This is a genomic window from Azospirillum sp. UENF 211521, from assembly GCF_058780535.1.
The window spans coordinates 1,463,632-1,484,087 of the sequence record NZ_JBSNCF010000001.1 but is presented as its reverse complement, the minus strand read 5'-3'; the positions used below and the strand labels follow the sequence as shown (position 1 = coordinate 1,484,087).

The following is a 20,456-nucleotide window of genomic DNA, read 5'->3' as shown; positions in this document are numbered from 1 at the left end:
GTTACTTGCCCTTCTTCTTGAACATCGACAGCATGCGCTGGGTGACCAGGAAGCCGCCGAAGATGTTGACGCTGGCCAGGATGACGGCGAGGAAGCCCATGATCTTGGAGAAGCCGAAGCCGGCCGGGCCGGCGGCGATCAGGGCGCCGACGATGATCACCGAGGACACCGCGTTGGTCACCGCCATCAGCGGCGAGTGCAGCGCCGGCGTCACCCGCCACACCACGTAGTAGCCGACGAAGCAGGCCAGCACGAACACCGTCAGGCCGGTGATGAAGAAGTTGCCGTGGCTCGCCGCGTCCATGACGGGCGCCGGGATCGGCATTGCGTGGGTCATCTGGGCAACCTGGACCTGAAGCTCCGCCGTCTGGTTGGTCAGGGTGAGGAGCGAGTGGCGGAAGGCCTCAATCTGGCTCGCGGGATCGGGATGTTCCATGGAAGCCGCCTCCTCAGACGGTCTGGACTTCGCGGACCGTGTCCGCGAAGGCGGGATGGACGACCTGCCCATCGCGGGTGAGCGCGATGGCCTTCACGATCTCGTCGTCCCAGTTGAGCGTGACGCCATTCTCCTTGTCGTGCAGCGACTGCAGCAGCGCGAGCAGGTTCTTGGCGTACAAGAGCGAGGCGCTCTCGGCGATGCGGCTGGGGTAGTTGGCGTGGCCGACGATCTTCACCCCGTTCTCCGTGGTGACGACCTTGCCCAGCTCCGAGCCCTCGACGTTGCCGCCCTGCTCCACCGCCAGATCGATCAGCACCGAGCCCGGCTTCATCGACGCCACATGCTCGCGCGTCACCAGGATCGGCGCCTTGCGCCCGGGGATCAGCGCCGTGGTGATGACGATGTCCTGCTTCTTGATGTGCTCGGCCACCAGCGCCGCCTGCTGGCGCTTGTAGTCGTCCGACATCTCCTTGGCGTAGCCGCCCGCGGTCTCGGCCTGTTTGAACTCGTCGTTCTCCACCGCGACGAAGCTGCCGCCCAGCGACTGCACCTGCTCCTTGACCGCCGGGCGCACGTCGGTGGCCGAGACGATGGCGCCCAGCCGCTTGGCCGTGGCGATGGCCTGCAGGCCGGCGACGCCGACGCCCATGATGAAGGCGCGCGCCGGCGGCACCGTGCCCGCCGCGGTCATCATCATCGGGTAGGCGCGGCCGTACTCGCTGGCCGCATCGACCACCGCCTTGTAGCCGGCGAGGTTGGCCTGGGAGGACAGCACGTCCATGACCTGGGCGCGGGTGATGCGCGGCATGAACTCCATGGCGAAGGCGTTCACCCCGGCCGCGGCGTAGGCCGCCACATGGTCGCGGCTGTTGTAGGGGTTGAGGATGGCGAACAGCAGCGCGCCGCGCTTGATCAGCGCCAGCTCGTCGAGGTCCCCCTCCCCGGCCAGCAGCGGGCGCTGCACCTTCAGCACGATGTCGGCGTCGGCCAGCGCCGACGCGGCGTCCGGCGCGATCTCCGCGCCGGCGTCCTGATAGACCCGGTCCGGCAGGTTCGAGCCCAGACCGGCGCCGGCCTCGACCACGACGTCGAGTCCGAGAGCCTTGATCTTCTTGACGGTTTCCGGAGACGCCGCGACGCGATTCTCGCCCGCGCGCCGCTCCCTGGGTATGGCGATTTTCATGGTTGTTGATTGCCTCCCAAAGCAATCGGCAGGACGAGGCGTCAGCGCTCCGGCCTCGACGGCGGGCGGCCTCGGCGGGCGGCCCGCCGGTCAAATTCTCGAATGATGTCGGTGCCGGCCAGCGACGAGGCGTGGTCCGGCGTTAGGCCCGCAGGGCGGCGGAGCGGTCACCCGAGATGGATGCGGGTGACCGCCTCCGGATCACCGCCGCCGTCATGGGAAGGTTGCCCCAGGCACAACAGCCCGGGGCACCGTCGTCCGTCACTGGGCCGCGGCGACGGGATAGCTGACGACCTCGGCCGTCTCGGCGTCCGGCGGGGCGGCGTCGAGCTGCGCCTTGATGAGATCGCGCACGCTGACCACGCCGACCAGCGAGGCGCCGTCCAGAACGGGAATGTGGCGGATGGTGTGCTCGTCCATCAGCTGGAGCACGTGACGGACGGAATCGCCCGGCGCGCAGCAAACGGGATGATGGCTCATCACCGCCGTGACCGGCAGGGACAGGATGCCCGGCCCGCGGTCGGTCAGGCTGCGCACGATGTCACGTTCGGAAATCACCCCGACGACCGTGTTGCCCTCGGTCCGGCAGACGTCCTTGACCACCAGCGCGCCGGTGTTTTCGGCCTTCAGAAGACGCAACGCCGTTTCCACGGTTTCGTTGATGCGCACCGTGCCGATGCGCGTCCCCTTTCGGCGGAGAATGTCTTCAACCCTCATGACGCTCCTCCTGTGAAGCGATGGTCCGGCCCCTCGGCGTTGCTTCGCTGCGTCGTTGGGGGCGTTGGTTTCTGTGTGGGGGGCCGGACGGTGTCCGCCCTACTGGGCGGCGACCGCGGGTGCGGCCTCGGACGACGCCCGCTGCGGGCGGGTGTAGCAGTCGGCGATCTCGCCGCGCTGGCGGACCAGCGCCAGGACCACGTCGATGGTCGGGGTCGCCACGCCGACCATGCGGCCCATCTCCTGGACCACCGACAACAGGGCGTCGATCTCCATCGGGCGGCCGCGCTCCAGATCCTGGAGCATGGAGGTCTTGTGCGCGCCGACGGCGCCGGCGCCGTTGATGCGGCGCTCCACATCCACCCGGAAATGCACGCCCAGACGGTCGCCGATCTCCTTCGCCTCCAGCATCATCGACTTGGCGACGGCGCGGGTCTCCGGATCGGAGCAGATGACGTCCAGCGTGGCGTGGGTGAGCGCGCTGATCGGGTTGAAGCAGAGGTTGCCCCACAGCTTCAGCCAGATCTCGTCGCGGATGCGGTCGAGCACCGGGGCGCGCAGGCCGCCGGCCTCCATCGCCGCGCTCAGCTTCTTCACGCGGTCGGACTGGCTGCCGTCCGGCTCGCCCAGCGAGAACTTGTCGCCATAGATGTGCTGAATGACGCCGGGTTCGACGACTTCGGTCGCGGGGTAGACGACGCAGCCGATGGCGCGCTCCGGGCTCAGGCCGTTCCACTGGATGCCGCCCGGATCGACGGTGTCGAGCACGCGGCCTTCGAACTCGCCGCCATTCTTATAGAAGTACCAGTAGGGGATGCCGTTGACCGCGGTGACCACGGCGGTGTCCTTGCCGAGCAGCGGCTGGATGGCGTTGACGACGCTGGGAACGGAGTGGGCCTTCAGACCGATGATGACGTAGTCCTGCGGGCCGAGTTCCGCCGCGTTGTCGGTGCAGCGGGGGTGGACGACCGTTTCTTCCTCTCCGACGATCAGCTTCACGCCGTTCTCACGCATGGCCGTGAGATGGGCGCCGCGCGCCACGAGGCTGACATCCGCGCCGGCCTGGTGGAGACGCACACCCAGATACCCGCCGATGGCCCCGGACCCAAAGATGCAGATCTTCATAACCCGTTTCCTCTCCCCCAATTATCGGCCACGCGCCGCGCAGCCTTTGCAGTAACCCCAATCAATCAGCACACCGAACAAATACGGAGTTTGGTATACCAGATACCAGATGTCAACTGGCAAAATAGACCCTGTCGAGGGAGGGACATGATCCGGAATCGGGCGAGAATCCTGGGTTTTCCGACGAAAATTCGCGCATGGAAAACCGGACGCCCGGCCCGTCCGGACGCCCGGTTCGCGGGTCCATCCGGTGCGCCGGATCAGGCGAGCGGCAGGACGAGCTGGAACGCCTTAACCGTCATGCGCTTGCGGTGATAGAAGCGGTGGGCGTCGCCGCGCTGGACACCGGAGATGATTTCCATCTGGGCGCAGCCCTTTTCGCGGGCCTGGGCGGCCAGCCAATCGAACAGCTTGTCGCCCAAACCGAAGGAGCGGTGCTTCGGCGAGGTGACGAGGTCCTCAACATACATATAGCGACCGCGCGACAGCGTCTCGTGGACGCGGAAACCGCCGCAGCCGGCCACCTCGCCGTCGATGCGCAGGAGCGCCATGTTGTAGCCGTCCTCCATCTGGCGGCGGATCTGGGCGGCGTAGGCGTCGGCGTCGGTCATGTGGGTGCGCAGTTCCTTCACCACCGCGTAGCTGTCGGCGATGTCGGCGTCGGTCTTAGCCAGAGTGATCTCGATGGTGTGCTGGCCCGAAGTGTTCTGGGCGGCGTTCTGTTCGGCGATCCGCTGGTCCATCGTGCGTAACTCCCGTTTTTTTGTGTGTTCGAGGGACTCTGTTCGTCTCTCTGGTATTTGGTATACCAGATAATCCGTGCAGGAAGCAACCGACCTTATGGTGCAGCTGCGCAAAGTCCCTCGAAATCACCCGGGATTCGCCGTTCGAGCCCCGGTCAGGCGCGCATCAGGGCCTGGAGATGTGCGGCGCAGCCTTCGGCAAGCCCCACCATGTCGTAGCCGCCCTCCAGCACCGTCACGACGCGGCCGTCGCACAGCCGGTCCGCCGCCTCGACCAGCTTGCGGGTCCCCCACTCGAAATCCGGCCCGGTGAAGTTCAGCGAGGCCAGAGGGTCGCGGGCGTGGGCGTCGAATCCGGCGGAGATCAGGATCAGCTCCGGCTGGAACTCCTCCAGCGCGGGAAGGATGCGCCGCTCCATCGCCTGCCGGAATTCCACCGTCCCGGAGTGGGGCGGCAGCGGCGCGTTGACGATGTTGCCGGCGACTCCGGTCTCGCTCATCGAGCCGGTGCCGGGATAGAGGGGCGACTGGTGGGTCGAGGCGAAGAACAGGTCGGCGTCGTTCCAGAACATCGCCTGGGTGCCGTTGCCGTGGTGCACGTCGTAATCGACCACGGCGACGCGGGTCAGGCCGCGCCGCTTGCGGGCGTGCTCCGCGCCGACCGCCACGTTGTTGAAGACGCAGAAGCCCATGGCGCGGGCTGGTTCGGCGTGGTGGCCGCAGGGGCGGACGGCGCAGAAGGCGTTCTTCGCCGTCCCGTCCAGCACCGCGTCCACCGCCGCGCAGACCGCCCCGGCGGCGCGCAGGATCGCCGAGCGGGAGGTGGGCGACAGCACGGTGTCGGCGTCCAGCCGGGCATGGCCGCTGTCCGGGACCGCGTTCAGCACGGCGTCCACATAGGCCGGGTCGTGCACCCAGCGCAGTTGCTCGACCTCCGCCTCCGGGGCCTCAAAATGGGGAAGATCGCGGAACTCGTCGCGTTTCAGAACCTCCCACACCACGGCGATGCGTTCCGGACGCTCCGGGTGCCCTGGACCGGTGTCGTGCGCCAGAAAGTCCGGGTGCGTGAAAATGGCGGTGGTCATCGAGTCGTCCCCTCCCCTGTTCCGATGCTTTGAAACGCATGATCGCGCGACAGCGTGGCCGCGCGTGCACACCAAATCGATGCGCGCTCTTGCCCTATATGTATACCAGATACCAGAACGGTCCAAATCGCTTTGCGGACGAACCGTCAGCGCACCCCATCGGACAACGGCCGGAAACCCCATTGGGGCAAGGGCCATCGGCACTTCCGAAGGTGGTAGGACGCCCCCTGCATGCCGGGTCTGTTTGTTACGCTGACAAACAGCTTGCGCCGGAAACTGTATCTGGCATACCATATCTCTAATGCCAAAAACGCTCACCCCGCGAGCTTAAACCGCCCACACCAAGCGGTCGGTTCGACGGTCAAGCCAAGGCGATGGAGACGACCCGGCACACCACGGGGACGCCTCCGGTCAAAGAACAAAAACAACCCGACTCAAAAAAGCAAAAGACCGCTTCGCAAAGAGATCGCTTCTAGGAGGAGAGAAATGCACCAAGCCCTCACGGAGGCCCCGAAGGGGCCCCTCGGTGGCCGCTGGTTCCAGCTCGTCATCGGCGTCATCTGCATGTCGATGATCGCGAACCTGCAGTATGGCTGGACTCTGTTCGTCGAGCCCATCGACCAGAAGCATGGCTGGGGCCGTGCGGCCATCCAGGTGGCCTTCACCATCTTCGTCGTCATGGAAACCTGGCTGGTTCCCGTCGAAGGCTGGTTCGTCGACAAGTTCGGCCCGCGCATCGTCGTCCTGATCGGCGGCGTGTTCTGCGCCGCGGCCTGGGCGGTCAACTCGGTGGCCGACTCGCTCGCCATGCTCTATCTCGGCGCGGCGCTGGGCGGCATCGGTGCCGGCGGCGTCTATGGCACCTGCGTCGGTAACGCGCTGAAGTGGTTCCCCGACCGCCGCGGTCTCGCCGCCGGCCTGACCGCCGCCGGTTTCGGCGCCGGCTCGGCCCTCACGGTCGTTCCCATCGCCAACATGATCCACTCCTCGGGCTATGAAGCCACCTTCATGACCTTCGGCATCGGCCAGGGCGCGGTGATCCTCGCGCTGGCGTGGTTCCTGGCGTCGCCGAAGAAGGGTCAGGTTCCGGAGGTCTCCCGCTCGTCGGTGTCGCAGACCCGCGAGAGCTACACCCCGGTCCAGATGCTGAAGACTCCGGTCTTCTGGGTCATGTACGCCATGTTCGTGATGGTGGCGGCGGGCGGCCTGATGGCGACCGCGCAGCTCGGCCCGATCGCCAAGGACTTCCACCTGGACGGCGTGCCGGTCAGCATCATGGGCCTGACCCTGCCGGCGCTGACCTTCGCCCTGTCGATCGACCGCGTGCTGAACGGCGTCACCCGTCCCTTCTTCGGCTGGGTGTCCGACCACATCGGCCGTGAGAACACGATGTTCATCGCCTTCGCCCTGGAGTGCGTCGGCATCCTGGCGCTGAACCAGTGGGGCCACAACCCCGTCGCCTTCGTGATCCTGACGGGTCTGGTGTTCTTCGCCTGGGGTGAGATCTACAGCCTGTTCCCGGCGCTGTGCGGCGACTCCTTCGGCTCGAAGTTCGCCACCACCAACGCCGGCCTGCTGTACACCGCCAAGGGCACCGCGTCGCTGGTCGTTCCCTTCGCCAACGTGGCGGTCGCCTCGACCGGCAGCTGGCAGGCGGTGTTCTTCTTCGCCGCCGCGGTCAACGGCATCGCCGCCCTGCTGGCCATCTTCGTCCTGAAGCCGATGCGCGCCCGCCAGATCACCGAGAGCCTCCCGGCCTCGAAGCTGGCGGCGGAGCCGGCCCAGTAAGGCACCGGACGCACCATCAGCACCCGAACGCGATCGGGCCGGGAAATTTCCCGGCCCGATTTGCTTGTGGGTAAGGAAAGGAAAAGATCAGAGCCCGCGCGGGAACGATGCCCAGGACGGACCGCCCTCGATCTCCTCCTGCGCCTTGCGCGCCTTCTTGACCCGGCGCAGATGGCCGGGCGACCAGGGATCGCGGACCGGCATGCCGGCGGTGGCGACCTCGGCGGTCAGAATCCGCGCCACGATGATGGCGAAGCCCGACAGCAGCATGGACAGAAGAACGATGGCGAGCATGCTTCGATTCCCGGATGAGCCGCAGAGCGGAATCAGGCGCGCCCAATTCCACGCTTGATACCGCAATGCAGCATAAATAGGCCATTCGGCCGAGGAAATCGAGTCCGCCACCGCAAGCGCGGCGCTTCGCCGCGCTACAGCATTTCCAGCGGGCGCGGTCCGCTCGGCGGCGGGAAGGCACGATCAAGGTCCGAAAGGTCCTGCTCGTCGAGCCGCAAATCGGCGGCGGCCCTATTGTCGCGGACATGGGCGGGGTCCGACGCCTTGGGGATGGCGATCACCCCGTCCTGGCGGAGCAGCCAGGCCAGCCCGACCTGGGCCGGCGTCACGCCATGCCGGTCGGCGACGCGGCGAAGCTCCGGGTGGCGCAGCATCCGGCCCTGCTCGATGGGCGAATAGGCCATGATCGGGATGCCCCGGCCGCGGCACCAGGGCTGCAGGTCGTACTCGATGCCGCGCCGGGTCAGGTTGTAGAGAAGCTGGTTGGTCTGCACGCCCTCCCCGCCCGGCGTCCCGACCAGCTCCTCCATGTCCTGGAGATCCAGGTTGCTGACGCCCCATTGACCGATCTTGCCGTCGCGCACCAGCGCGTCGAAGGCGTCGATCGTTTCGGAGAAATCGTGGCTGCCGCGCCAGTGCAGCAGATAGAGGTCGATGCGGTCGGTGCGCAGGCGCTTCAGGCTGCGCTCGCAGGCGGCAATGGTGCCGCGGCGGCTGGCGTTCATCGGCAGCACCTTGCTGACCAGGAACACCTCGTCCCGGCGCCCGGCGATGGCCTCGCCGACCACCTCCTCCGCCCCGCCGTCGGCGTACATCTCCGCCGTGTCGATCAGCGTTATGCCGAGGTCGAGGCCGAGCCGCAGCGCCGCCGCCTCCCGCGCGCGGTCGCGGCTGTCCTCGCCCATGTACCAGGTGCCTTGGCCGAGCACCGGAACGGCGGTTCCCGAAGGAAGGCGTGTCGTCGCAATGGTCATGGATGTCTCCCGTACCCGTGGCCCCGTCGAGGGGCGTGAGGAACGTTAGTCCACGGAGCCACCCCTGGAAACCGCCCCTTGGCGCTATTTCGGCGGGTGGGAGAAGCCGGCGACCGCGGCGCGGCGAGCGGGTCGCTTGCCAGACCGGCAAAGGTGCCGGACAAATGACGCCTGAAACGACAAAAGCTCAGCCAAGGGCTGAGCTTTCGAAACCGGTGCCAACCTGTGAGAAGGTGGCGTCCCCAAGGGGATTCGAACCCCTGTCGCCGCCGTGAAAGGGCGGTGTCCTAGGCCTCTAGACGATGGGGACGTCGTTGGCGTGGCGGGATTACTAATGGGATGACGGGCCGAGCGCAAGCGTTTTTTCCAACTCCTTTCTACCCCGTTCGCGTATGCCCCCCATGCACCCGCTCCGCAGCGAATTTGTTTGCATTCACATGGTTTGGGAGGGTGCAGCGTCGTCGATCAGAAGCTGGACTCCCTCCGCCCCGTTCCAGCGGTCGATGCGCAGGACACCGGCGATGTGGAAGGGCGAACCGCGGCCCATCAGCAGGGCTTTCCCCATCTCGCTCTCCAGCGCGCGGAAGGCGATGGCCTTCAGCCGGGCGCCGTCGCCGCCCTGGAGAATGCAGCGGACGTGATTCGCCCCGACCACGTCGGCCCGCACCACGCGGGCGTCGGTGACGGCGAAGCGCGGCTCCGCGTTGCCGGTGCCGAAGGGGCCGAGCTGGTTCAGCCGGTCCACCAGGGATGTGTTCGCCGCCCCCACGGACAGCGCGCCGTCCAGCTCCAGCGTCGGCACCAGGGGGACCGCGGCGACCTGTTCGGCGACGCGGCCGGTCAGGAAGGCTTGCAGGTCGGCCAGCTTGCTCCCGGCCACGGTGAAGCCCGCCGCCATGCGGTGCCCGCCGCCGGCCATCAGCAGCCCTTCCTGCCGCGCCGCGATCACCGCCGCCCCGAGATCGACCCCGCGCACCGAGCGGCCCGAGGCCTTGCCGATCACCGTGCCGTCCGCCCCCTCCTCCAGGGCTATGACGCAGGCGGGGCGGCTGTAGCGCTCCTTCAGGCGGCTGGCGACGATGCCGATGACGCCGGGGTGCCAACCCTCCCCCGCCACGAAGACCAGCTCGGCCAGCTCGTCGGCGTGCTCCTCCAGCCGGGCCATGGCGTCGGCCAGCACGCCCTGCTCCACCGCGCGGCGCTCGGCGTTGTGGGCCTCCAGCTTCTGGGCCAGCTCCATCGCCTCCATGGGATCGTCGGTCGAGAGCAGCCGCGCCCCGAGGTCGGAGGCGCCGACCCGCCCGCCCGCGTTGACCCGCGGGCCGAGCACGAAGCCGGCGTGGTAGGCGTCCGGCTTCTCCTTGACCCCGGCGACGTCGGACAGGGCGGACAGGCCGGGGTTGGCGCGCCGCGCCATCACCTTCAGCCCCTGCGCCACCAGCGCCCGGTTCAGCCCGGTCAGGGGCACCACGTCGCACACCGTGCCCAGCGCCACGAGGTCCAGCCACTCCATGAGGTTCGGCTCGTTGCGGCCCGCATAGAATCCGGCGTTGCGCAGCGCCCGGTTCACCGCCACCACGGCCAGGAAGGTCACCCCGGCCGCGCACAGCGTGCGGTAGGCGCCGTCCTCGTCCAGCCGGTTCGGGTTGACCAGGGCGACGGCCGGCGGCAGGCGCGGTTCGGCCGCGTGATGGTCGAGGACCACCACCTCCAGCCCGGCTTCCGCCGCCGCCTCCAGCGCCGCGAAGGCGGAGATTCCGCAATCCACCGTCACCACCAGCCGCACGCCCTCGGCCTTCAGCCGCAGCAGCGCCGGGCCGTTGGGGCCGTAGCCCTCCTTCATGCGGTCGGGCACATAGATCCGCAGGTCGGCCCCCGCCGCCCGGAAGAAACGCCGCAGCAGCGCGGAGGAGGTGGCGCCGTCCACGTCGTAGTCACCGAAGACGGCCACCGGCTCGCCGTCCATGATCGCGCGGGCGATGCGCTCCGCCGCGGTGTCCATGTCCTTGAAGCGGGAGGGATCGGGCAGCAGCGCCTTCAGCGTCGGGTTCAGGAAGCCGTCGCACGCCTCCTCGGTCACCCCGCGGGCGGCGAGCACCCGCCCGACGATCTCCGGCAGCCCCCGCCCCTGCGCCAGCCCCCAGGCCAGCCGCTCGTCGTAGGGCCGCGCCTGCCAGCGCTTGCCGGACAGGGAATGGGCGACGTTCAGGAAGGGGGGAACGGTGTCGGTCATGCTGCCCAGAATGCCACGGATCGGAAAGGCCGAAGCCATAGCAGATGGGGGACGGGCGGGCCAGCGGATGGGGCTCTCCCGGTGGGCCTGCGGCCGCCGCGCCTGTACGCAAAGGTGGCAGGCGGCCTTGCCGCAGCGCAACTTGAGGCAGGTCATTGCGGGTGGAGAGGCATCCTGCTCCACTGCGGTCAACACCACGCGGAGGAGGGAACCATGATCACCACGGCGATCTTTCCAGCCCGCTACGTCCAGGGCAACGGCGCCCTCGACAGCCTGGGAGAGGATCTGGCCCGGCTGGGCAAGACGGTTCTGGCCGTCACCGACGGTTTCGTCCTGAAGACGCTGAAAGGCCGGCTGGTCGACGCCGCCGCCGGGCGCGTCACGATGGACATCCAGGAATTCCGCGGCGAATGCTCCGACGAGGAGATTGACCGGCTGGTCGGCATCGCCCGCGCCATGGGAGCCGACGTCGTGGCCGGCATCGGCGGCGGCAAGGCGCTCGACACCGCCAAGGCGGTCGCCCACGCGCTGGACGCGCGCACCGCCATCGTCCCGACTCTGGCCTCGACCGACGCGCCGTGCAGCGCCCTGTCGGTGATCTACACGCCGGAGGGGGCCTTCAAGCGCTACCTCGTTCTGCCGCGCAACCCGGACCTCGTTCTGGTCGACACCGGCGTGGTGGCGGGCGCGCCGGTGCGCTTCCTCGTCTCCGGCATGGGCGACGCCCTGTCCACATGGTTCGAGGCGGAGGACTGCCGCATCAAGCGCGGCGGCAACATGACCGGGCGCGTCGGCCCGATGACCGCCTTCGCGCTGGCCCGGCTGTGCTACGACACGCTGCTGGAGTATGGCGTGCTCGCCAAGTCGGCCTGCGAGCAGGGCGTGGTCACCCCGGCGCTGGAGCGCATCGTCGAGGCCAACACGCTGCTGAGCGGGCTGGGCTTCGAGAGCGGCGGGCTGGCGGCGGCGCACGCCGTCCACAACGGCCTGACCGCGCTGGAGGAAACGCACCACTACTGGCACGGCGAGAAGGTCGCCTTCGGCACGCTGACTCTGCTGATCCTGACCGACCGGCCGCCGGCGGTGCTGGACGAGGTCTATGGTTTCTGCAAGGCGGTCGGGCTGCCGACGACGCTGGCCGAGATCGGTCTTGGCGATGTGTCGGACGAGCGGCTTCTGCTGGCGGCGGAACGGGCCTGCGCCGAGGGCGAGACCATCCACAACGAGCCGCACGAGATCACCCCGCAGCGCGTCCTGGCCGCCATGAAGGCCGCCGACGCCGAGGGACGGCGGCGAAAGGGTCTGTAGCCCGTAAAAAAAGAAAGGGGCGCGCGGTGGAACGCCGCGCGCCCCTTTTCCTTGTGGCCGTGACCTTACGCCATGCTCGGCTTGCGCTGCAGGTTGTGGTGCGCCTCGACGTAGCGCACGGTGCCCGACTTGGAGCGCATGATCACCGAGTGGGTGGTGGCACCGCCGGGGAAACGGCGGACGCCGCGCAGCATGGCGCCGTCGGTCACGCCGGTCGCGGCGAACATGACGTTGCCGCTGGCCAGCTCGGTCAGGCTGTACTTCTTGTTCAGGTCCTTGACGCCCCAGCGGGCGGCGCGGGCCTTCTCGTCATCGTTGCGGAACAGCAGACGGCCCTGGAACTGGCCGCCGATGCAGCGCAGCGCCGCCGCGGCCAGCACGCCTTCCGGCGCGCCGCCCGAGCCGACATACATGTCCACGCCGGTGCCGACCTGGCTGGTGGCGATCACGCCCGACACGTCGCCGTCGTTGATCAGCATGATGCGCGCGCCGGCCTCGCGGACGCGGGCGATCAGCTCGGCGTGGCGCGGACGGTTCAGGATGCAGACCAGCAGTTCCTGCACCTCGGTGCCCTTGGCCTTGGCCAGGGCCTTGAGGTTGTTGGCCGGGGTCTCGTCGAGATCGACCACGCCTTCCGGCAGGCCGGAGCCGACGGCGATCTTGTCCATGTAGACGTCGGGCGCGTTCAGGAAGCCGCCCTCGTCCGCCATGGCGATGACGGCCAGCGAGTTCGGGCCGCCGGTGGCGCAGATGGTGGTGCCTTCCAGCGGGTCGAGCGCGATGTCGACCTTCGGCCCGCGGCCGATGCCGGCGCCGACCTTCTCGCCGATGTAGAGCATGGGCGCCTCGTCGCGCTCGCCCTCGCCGATCACGACGGTGCCGTCGATGTAGAGGGTGTTGAGCGCCTGGCGCATGGCGTCGACCGCGGCCTGGTCGGCAAGCTTCTCGTCACCGCGGCCCATCAGCAACGACGCGGACAGCGCGGCGGCCTCGGTGACGCGGACGGCTTCCAGAGCCAGGTTCCGGTCCATACCGGACAGGTCGACATGAACGGACATGTTGTTCTCCCCCGAATCGATGCTCGGTTCTTCTATGGTTCGGTCAAAACTGTTCGATGCGGATCATGCGGGGCGGCTCGACCACCAACTCCTTGGCGGCGATGGTGGCAAGCGCGCGCTGCATGGCCGCCTCTTCGGTGTCATGGGTGGTCAGGACCACCGGCACCGCTTCGCCGGGGGCGCGCCCGCGCTGCAGGAACTGCTCCATGGAGACGTTCTGGTCGCGCATCGCCGCCGCAACATCCGCTATCACGCCGGGACGGTCCACGACCATCAGGCGTACGTAGTACGACCCCCGGCGCGCCTCCATCGGCGACGGCTGGGCCTCGGAAAGCTGGGCCGCCGGCACGCCGAAGGTCGGGGTGGAGCGCCCGCGGGCGATGTCGATCAGGTCGGCGACCACGGCCGAGGCCGTCGGCCCCTCGCCGGCGCCGCGGCCGACGAACAGCACGCGGTCCACGAAGTCGCCCTGGGCGATCACGGCGTTGAACACGCCGTCCACCGCCGCGATGGGCGCCGCCTTCGGCACCATGCAGGGGTGCACGCGCTGCTCGATCCCGTGATCGGTGCGCCGGGCGATGCCCAGCAGCTTGATGCGGTAGCCGAGCGCGTCGGCGTAGTCGAAGTCCACCGCCGAAACATGGCGGATGCCCTCGACATGGACGCTCTGGAAGTCCACCGGCGTGCCGAAGGCCACCGAGGTCAGGATCGCCAGCTTGTGGGCCGCGTCCACGCCGTCGATGTCGAAGCTCGGGTCGGCTTCCGCGTAGCCCAGCCTCTGCGCGTCGGCCAGCACGTCCGCGAAATCGCGGCCGGTGGTGCGCATCTCGGTCAGGATGTAGTTGCAGGTGCCGTTGAGGATGCCGTGCACCTCCGACACCCGGTTGCCCGCCAGCCCCTCGCGCAGCCCCTTGATGATCGGGATGCCGCCGGCCACCGCCGCCTCGAAGCCGATGGCGAGGCCGGCGGCCTCCGCCTTGGCGGCGAGCGCGGTGCCGTGATGGGCGAGCAGCGCCTTGTTGGCGGTGACGACGTGGCGTCCCCGCTCCAGCGCCAGCTCGACGGTCTCCTTTGCGGCCCCTTCGGACCCGCCGATCAGCTCGACCACCACATCCACGCCGGGATGGGCGGCGAGCGCCACCGGGTCGTCGTACCATTCGACCGCCGACAGGTCGACGCCGCGGTCCTTGCCGCGCGAGCGGGCGCTGACCGCGACCACCTCGATGCGGCGGCCGCAGCGCTGCTCGATCAGGTCGGCCTGCCGCTCCAGAAGCTTGAGAACGCCCGCGCCGACCGTGCCCAGGCCCGCGACGGCGATGTTCAGGGGGCCGGGTTTGTGGGAGTCGGACATCAGGCTTTCGCTTTCTCGGGATCGAGGAGGGCGGCGCGCGCCGCCGGGTCCTTGCTCGCCGCCGCGCCGGCGGCGTTGGAGCGGAAGAACTCCTTGATGTTGCGGGTCGCCTGACGGATGCGGTGGACGTTCTCCACCAGCGCCAGACGGACATGGCCGTCGCCGTACTCGCCGAAGCCGATGCCCGGCGCCACGGCGACCTTGGCCTCCTGCAGCAGCAGCTTGGAGAATTCCAGCGAGCCGAGATGGGCGAAGGGCTCGGGGATCGGCGCCCAGGCGAACATCGAGGCCGACGGGCTCGGCACCGTCCAGCCGGCGGCGGCCAGACCCTCGATCATCACGTCGCGGCGCTGGCGGTACATGGTGCGCACCTGCTCCACGCACTCCTGCGGGCCGTTCAGCGCGGCGGTCGCGGCGACCTGGATCGGCGTAAAGGCGCCGTAGTCCAGGTACGACTTGATGCGGGCCAGCGCGGTGATGAGCGTCTTGTTGCCAGTGGCGAAGCCGATGCGCCAGCCGGCCATCGAATAGGTCTTCGACATCGAGGTGAACTCGACGGCCACCTCGCGCGCCTCCGGGATCTCCAGGATCGAGGGCGGCGGCTCACCGTCGAAGAAGACCTCGGCGTAGGCCAGATCCGACAGGATGTAGATGCCGTGCTTGCGGCAGAACTCGACGATCGGGCGGTAGAAGTCGAGCCCCACCACCTCCGCCGTCGGGTTGGACGGGTAGTTCAGCACCAGCGCCAGCGGCTTCGGCACGCTGTGGCGCACGGCGCGCTCCAGCATGTTCATGAAGCTGTCGATGTCGGTGGAGGTGCCGTTGGCCTGCCCCACCGGCAGATGGCGCACCGAGGCGCCGGCCAGGATGAAGCCGAACGGATGGATCGGGTAGCTGGGGTTCGGCACCAGGATGATGTCGCCGGGGCTGGTGATCGCCTGGGCGAGGTTGGCGAGGCCTTCCTTCGACCCGATGGTGACGATGCACTCCGACTCCGGATCGACGTCCACGTTGAAGCGGCGCTTGTAATAGGCCGCGTGCGCCTTGCGCAGGCCGGGGATGCCGCGGGAGTTCGAGTAGCGGTGCGTCTTGGGATCGCGCACGGCCTCGATCAGCTTATCGACGATGTGCTGGGGCGTCGGCTGGTCCGGGTTGCCCATGCCGAGGTCGATGATGTCCTCGCCGGCAGCTCGGGCTCGCGCCTTCATGGCGTTCACTTCGGCGAAGACGTAGGGCGGAAGCCGCTTGATCCGGTGGAATTCTGAATCGCTCATGGACGCTCCGAAGCCTTGTCCGGCCACGCCACGAACCCATATTTGCGGACCGGGACCACTTATCTACCGCCCCGCATCTTCAGAAGCGAGGTAAAATTCGCGTCCGGGCGCATTCCTGCGCTGCCCATGGCATCCCGGACGCCGAAGCCCGTCTTCAGCCTCCCTTGCGGCCGGAGGCCCGGCGCTGGTGCAGCGCCTCCTCGATCTCCTCACCACCGGCGCCGACCAGGGCGGCGGGGTCCACGGCGACCTCCAGATCCTCCGGCCGGGGGGGCTTGGCGTGGTGGACGCGACGGGACGCCGGCACGCGCAGCAGCGCGTAGGAGAGCAGCGACAGCGCGGCGAGGCCCGGCATGATGGCCGTGGTCGCCGTGTAGGGATCAGCGAACAGGGCGGCCACCGCCGTGCCGGCCAGCCCGCCGCCGATCTGCATGAAGCCGATCAGCGCCGAAGCCGCCCCGGCCATGCGGGGGAAGCCGGCCAGGGCGTCGCTGGTCGCTCCGGGCATGACCAGGGCGATGCCGAAGGCCCAGACGGCGGTCGGCCCCATCACGCTCGCCACGGTCGGCTCGCCGGTCAGGGGCGCCAGGGCGAAGCCGAGTCCGCCCACGGCCACGCAGGCCAGCCCGTAGGGGATCAGCCGCATCGCGTCCACCCGGCGCAGCAGCCGCCCGGCCAGCGTCGCCCCCAGCGTGTAGGAGCCGGTCTGCAGCAGCATGGCGAAGCCGAAGACGGTCGGGCTCAGCCCCACCCGCTCAATCATCACGAAGGGCAGCAGCGCCGCCATGGTGTAGAGGCCGCCCAGCGTCGTGCCGAGCACCAGCCCCGCCCGCATGAAGCGGCGGTCGGTCAACAGGGTCCGGTAGTTGCGGATCACCGGGCCGGGCCGCGCCGCCGAGCGGTCGCGCGTCCGGTTGGTCTCCGCCGTGCCCAGCGCGAAGACCGTCAGCACGGCGAGGCCGTAGAGCGTCATCACCAAGAAGATGGCGTGCCAGCCCACCGTGCCCAGGATCACCCCGCCCAGCGTCGGCGCCACCGCCGGCACGATGGCCAGCATCAGCCCGATCAGGTTCAGGATGCGCGCCGACCGCTGCCCGGTGAACTGGTCGCGCACGATGGCGCGGGAAATGGCGATGCCCGCCGCCGCCCCGATGCCCTGCAGGGCCCGCCCGACCAGCAGCCATTCGATGCTGCCCGACAGGGCCGCCACGACGCTGCCCAGGACGTAGGTGACGAAGAAGCCCAGAGCGACCGGCCGCCGCCCGTAGGCGTCGGACAGCGGCCCGCAGGCGAGCTGGGAAAAGGCGAAGCCGAAGAAATAGACGGAGAGCGTCAGCTTCAGCGCCGCCGGTGTGGTCTGGAAGGCCTCCACCAGCATCGGCAGGGCCGGCGTGTAGAGCGCGAGGCTGAGCGGTCCCAGCGTGACGATCAGCGTGCCGATGACGGCCGTCCGCGTCTCCGTCATGGCGGGCGCGTCGGTCTGCACGGGAGGATGGCTCATTGGCCGGCCCCGCCGCGGTCGTTGGCGATCATGTCGTCGGCGATCATGCGGTTGCGCAGGCGGCCCAGCATGTCCTTGAGCAGGACGATCTCCTCCGCCGAGAGGTCGGCCATGGCCAACTCGCGCTCGGTGCGGAAGGCCTCCAGGACCTGGAGCGCCAGCGGCTCGGCCTGCGGGGTCGGCCGGACGATCTTGGCGCGGCGGTCCGCCGGGTCCGGCTCGCGGACCACCAGCCCGCGCGCTTCCAGCCGGTCGAGGAAGCCGACCAGGGTCATCGGCTCCACCCACATGTGGGTCGCCAGCACCGACTGGCGCGAGCCGGGGTGGCGGCAGACGTAAACCAGGGCTCGCGCCTCCCCCGCCGTGAGGCCGAGCCGGGCGTCGTCCAGGGCGCGGTCGAACCGCGCGCGCAGGAGCCGCGCGCAGTCGATCAGGATCATTCCGAAGGGGGATTCATCAAGCATCCCTTATTGTAAGGGCGCCTTATAATTTGGGGCAACCGCGGGGCGCGCAGGGCGGTCATGCCGCCGCGCCATGGCCGAGCGGCGGCAATTCACGCGATGTGAAGCGAAGCTGGCGCGCCAAATAGTCGCAGTTTGAAAATCTGTTGCGGAGCCGCCGCCGCAAGACGTAGTTTTTCCGCCTTGGCAGCAGCAATGGGTGCTCCGTGGTCCGCGCCACCGCCTTCGTAACTGCGCATCGACCGGACGAAGACCGGCGCATCCCTTTCCTTCAAAGGGATGCCATCAAAAGCCGAAGGACGCTCCGCATAGGTATACTTACGGATTACTGGCGGCGCCCGCCTTTTGCTAGACCCCTGCCCTCACCCGGGCTTTCCAGGCGTGATGTCCGGCGGCGGGGGAACGTCCATGGGAGACGGCAGCATCTTCCTGGCGGCGGCGCGATCCTGGGCCAGACGGTCCAGATCCTGCTGGCGCTGCGCCTCCGTCCGCAGATCGGTGGGACGCGGCGGAACGGTGCCGAGGTTGGGATACTCCCGGCTCTCGCCCGACATGCCGCGCACCGGCGATTCCTGGCTGGGCACGTCGCGGCCGGTCACGGCGCCGAGCAGTCCGGTGTCGAGCACGTGGTTGCTGCAGGCCGGCAGGGCGAAAACAACCAGGACGGACAGGGCCGGCCCCAGCCGGCCCGCCTTCGCAACCACGCCGCGTCGGATACCCGTTTCCATTCTGCGAACCTCACATCCGAACCCATCCAGCCGCTTGAACGGTGGTGGGCGAAATGAAATCTTCATACGAGAGGTGTATGACGGACCCCGGCTCGAACGGACATGGCATAAGCTGTCCAGGATGCCAGGACCGGACCGCACTCCGACCGAACAGACTTCCGGCAGGCACTGTATAAACCGCACAACGTCCCTCCTGAAGCCTAAAACTCGCCTAAAGAAGAAGGACCGCACCAATGGCCGAAAACCAGGCCCCTGACGTCAAGCTTCCCGACCCGGTGGAGATGTCGCGGGCGATGACCCGCATCGCCGAGCAGAGCCAGCGGCTGGTCACCGAATTCCTGTCCCGTCAGGCCTCGGACGGCGTCGGCGCGAAGAACCCCGACCCGATGGGCGTCGGCCATGCGTTCCTGGAGATGACCACGCGCATGATGGCCGACCCGGCCAAGCTGATGAAGGCGCAGATGACGCTGTGGCAGGACTACCTGACCCTGTGGCAGCGCACCACCCAGCGCTTCTTCGGCCAGGAGGCCCAGCCGGTCATCGCCCCGGCGAAGGACGACCGCCGCTTCAAGGATTCGGCCTGGGACGAGAACACCCTGTTCGACTTCATCAAGCAGTCCTACCTGCTGTCGGCCCGGTGGATGCAGTCCACGGTCAACGAGGTCGATGGGCTGGACGACCACACGGCCAAGAAGGTCGACTTCTACACCCGCCAGTTCGTCGACGCGATGGCGCCCTCCAACTTCGTCATGACGAACCCGGAGGTGCTGCGCACGACCATCGAGACGGGCGGCGAGAATCTCGTCAAGGGGCTTGAGCACCTGCTGAAGGACCTGGAGCGCGGCAAGGGCGAGCTGCGCATCTCCATGACCGACTACGACGCCTTCCAGGTCGGCAAGAACATCGCCGTCACCCCGGGCAAGGTCGTCTTCCAGACCGATCTGATGCAGCTCATCCAGTACACCCCGACCACGCCGGAGGTGAACAAGCGGCCGCTGATGATCGTGCCGCCCTGGATCAACAAGTACTACATCCTCGATCTGCGCGAGAAGAACAGCTTCATCAAGTGGGCGGTCGACCAGGGCCACAGCGTCTTCGTTCTGTCCTGGGTGAACCCGGATGAGAAGCTGGCCCAGAAGGGCTTCGAAGACTACATGTTCGAAGGCGTGCTGGCCGCGCTGGACGCCATCGAGAAGGTGACCGGCGAGAAGGACGTGAACGCCATCGGCTACTGCCTGGGCGGCACGCTGCTGGCCTCCACGCTGTCCTACATGGCGGCCAAGAAGGACGACCGCATCAAGTCGGCCACCTTCTTCACCACCATGCTGGACTTCACGGAAGCCGGCGAGCTGTCGGTCTTCATCGACGAGGAGCAGCTCACCATGATCGAGAGCCAGATGGCCCAGCAGGGCTACCTGGACGGCTCGAAGATGGCGACCACCTTCAACATGCTGCGCGCCAACGACCTGATCTGGTCGTTCGTGGTGAACAACTACCTGCTCGGCAAGGACCCGTTCCCGTTCGACCTGCTCTACTGGAACAGCGATTCGACCCGCATGCCGGCGGCCATGCACAGCTTCTACCTGCGCAACATGTACCAGAAGAACCTGCTGGCGAAGCCGGGCGCGGTGTCGCTGGGCGGCGTTCCGATCGACCTGCGCAACGTCAAGACCCCGTCCTTCTTCCTGTCGGCCCGCGAGGACCACATCGCGCCGTGGAAGTCCACCTACATGGGCGCCCACCTGTTCTCCGGCCCGGTGAAGTTCGTGCTGGCGGCCTCCGGCCACATCGCCGGCGTGGTGAACCCGCCGGCCGCCGGCAAGTACTGCTACTGGACCAACGCCAAGCTGCCGAAGGCCTCGGACGACTGGCTGGCGTCGTCGGAGCAGACGCCCGGCTCCTGGTGGCCGGAATGGAACAAGTGGGTCTCCACCTTCTCCGACGGCAAGGTCCCGGCGCGCGATCCGGCGAAGGGCGGCCTGCCCGTCCTGGAGGACGCCCCCGGCTCCTACGCCAAGGTGCGCATCGTCTGATCTCCCCGCTCCGAAGGGCGGTCCGCCGCCCTTCGGACGTCCGGAGCCATCGACGCGACGAACCACCAGAGACGGCCCATAAGAAAAGGCCCCGGACGATTGTCCGGGGCCTTTTCCTTGATCCGGCGGCTTCCGCCATCAGGCAAAAGCCCCGGACCGAG

18 protein-coding genes and 1 tRNA gene are annotated in these 20,456 nt (G+C 68.3%); 3 read left to right on the top strand and 16 right to left on the bottom strand.

Annotation, left to right across the window (positions count from 1 at the left end; translation table 11 throughout):
• Position 1 precedes the first annotated feature (1 nt).
• From ACWPN5_RS06935 to ACWPN5_RS06910, 6 genes are all read right to left on the bottom strand, one after another.
• Positions 2-436, bottom strand: coding sequence for an NAD(P) transhydrogenase subunit alpha part 2 (locus ACWPN5_RS06935; RefSeq protein ID WP_145685970.1), 435 nt, complete (start codon positions 434-436; stop codon positions 2-4).
• Positions 437-449: 13 nt separating this feature from the next.
• Positions 450-1,622 (bottom strand): Re/Si-specific NAD(P)(+) transhydrogenase subunit alpha, encoded by a 1,173-nt coding sequence (locus ACWPN5_RS06930; protein ID WP_145685960.1) that lies wholly within the window; start codon positions 1,620-1,622, stop codon positions 450-452.
• Between the two features lie 261 nt (positions 1,623-1,883).
• Positions 1,884-2,339: a CBS domain-containing protein gene (locus tag ACWPN5_RS06925; protein ID WP_145685950.1), complete on the bottom strand. Its 456-nt coding sequence runs from the start codon at positions 2,337-2,339 to the stop codon at positions 1,884-1,886.
• Positions 2,340-2,438: 99 nt separating this feature from the next.
• On the bottom strand, positions 2,439-3,464 hold the full coding sequence (locus ACWPN5_RS06920; RefSeq protein WP_014240275.1) for a 2-dehydropantoate 2-reductase: 1,026 nt from the start codon (positions 3,462-3,464) through the stop codon (positions 2,439-2,441).
• 260 nt (positions 3,465-3,724) lie between these two features.
• The gene (locus tag ACWPN5_RS06915; RefSeq protein WP_145685935.1) at positions 3,725-4,207 is read right to left on the bottom strand and encodes a GNAT family N-acetyltransferase; all 483 of its coding nucleotides are present in this window, start codon (positions 4,205-4,207) and stop codon (positions 3,725-3,727) included.
• 155 nt (positions 4,208-4,362) lie between these two features.
• Positions 4,363-5,292, bottom strand: a complete 930-nt coding sequence (locus ACWPN5_RS06910) for a histone deacetylase family protein (protein ID WP_145685913.1) — start codon at positions 5,290-5,292, stop codon at positions 4,363-4,365.
• Between the two features lie 486 nt (positions 5,293-5,778).
• Between ACWPN5_RS06910 and oxlT the strand changes: the two genes are divergently transcribed.
• A complete protein-coding gene (gene oxlT / locus ACWPN5_RS06905) occupies positions 5,779-7,080 on the top strand; it encodes an oxalate/formate MFS antiporter (RefSeq protein ID WP_109070202.1) in 1,302 nt (433 codons plus the stop codon).
• Between the two features lie 87 nt (positions 7,081-7,167).
• Here the strand turns inward: oxlT and ACWPN5_RS06900 are convergent, their stop codons facing one another.
• The 4 genes from ACWPN5_RS06900 to recJ all read right to left on the bottom strand — a co-directional run bounded on the left by ACWPN5_RS06900 (position 7,168) and on the right by recJ (position 10,581).
• Entirely contained in the window at positions 7,168-7,374 is a 207-nt protein-coding gene (locus ACWPN5_RS06900; protein WP_200479551.1) for a hypothetical protein, read from the bottom strand.
• A gap of 134 nt (positions 7,375-7,508) precedes the next feature.
• Positions 7,509-8,348 (bottom strand): aldo/keto reductase, encoded by an 840-nt coding sequence (locus ACWPN5_RS06895; protein WP_492294986.1) that lies wholly within the window; start codon positions 8,346-8,348, stop codon positions 7,509-7,511.
• A gap of 234 nt (positions 8,349-8,582) precedes the next feature.
• Positions 8,583-8,658 (bottom strand) — tRNA-Glu (locus ACWPN5_RS06890).
• 123 nt (positions 8,659-8,781) lie between these two features.
• Positions 8,782-10,581 (bottom strand): single-stranded-DNA-specific exonuclease RecJ, encoded by a 1,800-nt coding sequence (recJ, locus tag ACWPN5_RS06885; RefSeq protein WP_492294984.1) that lies wholly within the window; start codon positions 10,579-10,581, stop codon positions 8,782-8,784.
• 213 nt (positions 10,582-10,794) lie between these two features.
• Between recJ and ACWPN5_RS06880 the strand changes: the two genes are divergently transcribed.
• The gene (locus tag ACWPN5_RS06880) at positions 10,795-11,889 is read left to right on the top strand and encodes a glycerol dehydrogenase (protein ID WP_492294982.1); all 1,095 of its coding nucleotides are present in this window, start codon (positions 10,795-10,797) and stop codon (positions 11,887-11,889) included.
• Positions 11,890-11,954: 65 nt separating this feature from the next.
• Here the strand turns inward: ACWPN5_RS06880 and glpX are convergent, their stop codons facing one another.
• The 6 genes from glpX to ACWPN5_RS06850 all read right to left on the bottom strand — a co-directional run bounded on the left by glpX (position 11,955) and on the right by ACWPN5_RS06850 (position 18,262).
• A complete protein-coding gene (gene glpX / locus ACWPN5_RS06875) occupies positions 11,955-12,947 on the bottom strand; it encodes a class II fructose-bisphosphatase (protein WP_172428683.1) in 993 nt (330 codons plus the stop codon).
• Positions 12,948-12,990: 43 nt separating this feature from the next.
• Positions 12,991-14,298: a homoserine dehydrogenase gene (locus ACWPN5_RS06870; protein WP_492294980.1), complete on the bottom strand. Its 1,308-nt coding sequence runs from the start codon at positions 14,296-14,298 to the stop codon at positions 12,991-12,993.
• Positions 14,298-15,572, bottom strand: coding sequence for an LL-diaminopimelate aminotransferase (locus ACWPN5_RS06865; protein WP_145685814.1), 1,275 nt, complete (start codon positions 15,570-15,572; stop codon positions 14,298-14,300). The genes ACWPN5_RS06870 and ACWPN5_RS06865 overlap by 1 nt, the downstream gene beginning before the upstream one ends.
• A 154-nt stretch (positions 15,573-15,726) precedes the next feature.
• Entirely contained in the window at positions 15,727-17,073 is a 1,347-nt protein-coding gene (locus ACWPN5_RS06860) for a multidrug effflux MFS transporter (protein ID WP_492294978.1), read from the bottom strand.
• Positions 17,070-17,513, bottom strand: a complete 444-nt coding sequence (locus tag ACWPN5_RS06855; RefSeq protein ID WP_492294976.1) for a MarR family winged helix-turn-helix transcriptional regulator — start codon at positions 17,511-17,513, stop codon at positions 17,070-17,072. Before ACWPN5_RS06855 ends, ACWPN5_RS06860 begins: the two co-directional genes overlap by 4 nt.
• A 383-nt stretch (positions 17,514-17,896) precedes the next feature.
• Positions 17,897-18,262, bottom strand: coding sequence for a hypothetical protein (locus ACWPN5_RS06850; protein WP_145685772.1), 366 nt, complete (start codon positions 18,260-18,262; stop codon positions 17,897-17,899).
• A 233-nt stretch (positions 18,263-18,495) separates the two neighbouring features.
• Between ACWPN5_RS06850 and ACWPN5_RS06845 the strand changes: the two genes are divergently transcribed.
• Positions 18,496-20,295: a PHA/PHB synthase family protein gene (locus tag ACWPN5_RS06845; protein WP_145685758.1), complete on the top strand. Its 1,800-nt coding sequence runs from the start codon at positions 18,496-18,498 to the stop codon at positions 20,293-20,295.
• Positions 20,296-20,456 lie beyond the last annotated feature (161 nt).

Bases quoted from the DNA above. Each gene is read 5' to 3' on its own strand.
- recJ (WP_492294984.1), bottom strand. From the start codon at position 10,581: ATGACCGACACCGTTCCCCCCTTCCTGAACGTCGCCCATTCCCTGTCC.
- oxlT (WP_109070202.1), top strand. From the start codon at position 5,779: ATGCACCAAGCCCTCACGGAGGCCCCGAAGGGGCCCCTCGGTGGCCGC.
- ACWPN5_RS06850 (WP_145685772.1), bottom strand. From the start codon at position 18,262: ATGGAAACGGGTATCCGACGCGGCGTGGTTGCGAAGGCGGGCCGGCTG.
- ACWPN5_RS06880 (WP_492294982.1), top strand. From the start codon at position 10,795: ATGATCACCACGGCGATCTTTCCAGCCCGCTACGTCCAGGGCAACGGC.
- ACWPN5_RS06855 (WP_492294976.1), bottom strand. From the start codon at position 17,513: ATGATCCTGATCGACTGCGCGCGGCTCCTGCGCGCGCGGTTCGACCGC.
- ACWPN5_RS06860 (WP_492294978.1), bottom strand. From the start codon at position 17,073: ATGAGCCATCCTCCCGTGCAGACCGACGCGCCCGCCATGACGGAGACG.
- ACWPN5_RS06895 (WP_492294986.1), bottom strand. From the start codon at position 8,348: ATGACCATTGCGACGACACGCCTTCCTTCGGGAACCGCCGTTCCGGTG.
- ACWPN5_RS06865 (WP_145685814.1), bottom strand. From the start codon at position 15,572: ATGAGCGATTCAGAATTCCACCGGATCAAGCGGCTTCCGCCCTACGTC.
- glpX (WP_172428683.1), bottom strand. From the start codon at position 12,947: ATGTCCGTTCATGTCGACCTGTCCGGTATGGACCGGAACCTGGCTCTG.
- ACWPN5_RS06900 (WP_200479551.1), bottom strand. From the start codon at position 7,374: ATGCTCGCCATCGTTCTTCTGTCCATGCTGCTGTCGGGCTTCGCCATC.
- ACWPN5_RS06925 (WP_145685950.1), bottom strand. From the start codon at position 2,339: ATGAGGGTTGAAGACATTCTCCGCCGAAAGGGGACGCGCATCGGCACG.
- ACWPN5_RS06915 (WP_145685935.1), bottom strand. From the start codon at position 4,207: ATGGACCAGCGGATCGCCGAACAGAACGCCGCCCAGAACACTTCGGGC.
- ACWPN5_RS06930 (WP_145685960.1), bottom strand. From the start codon at position 1,622: ATGAAAATCGCCATACCCAGGGAGCGGCGCGCGGGCGAGAATCGCGTC.
- ACWPN5_RS06845 (WP_145685758.1), top strand. From the start codon at position 18,496: ATGGCCGAAAACCAGGCCCCTGACGTCAAGCTTCCCGACCCGGTGGAG.
- ACWPN5_RS06910 (WP_145685913.1), bottom strand. From the start codon at position 5,292: ATGACCACCGCCATTTTCACGCACCCGGACTTTCTGGCGCACGACACC.
- ACWPN5_RS06935 (WP_145685970.1), bottom strand. From the start codon at position 436: ATGGAACATCCCGATCCCGCGAGCCAGATTGAGGCCTTCCGCCACTCG.
- ACWPN5_RS06920 (WP_014240275.1), bottom strand. From the start codon at position 3,464: ATGAAGATCTGCATCTTTGGGTCCGGGGCCATCGGCGGGTATCTGGGT.
- ACWPN5_RS06870 (WP_492294980.1), bottom strand. From the start codon at position 14,298: ATGTCCGACTCCCACAAACCCGGCCCCCTGAACATCGCCGTCGCGGGC.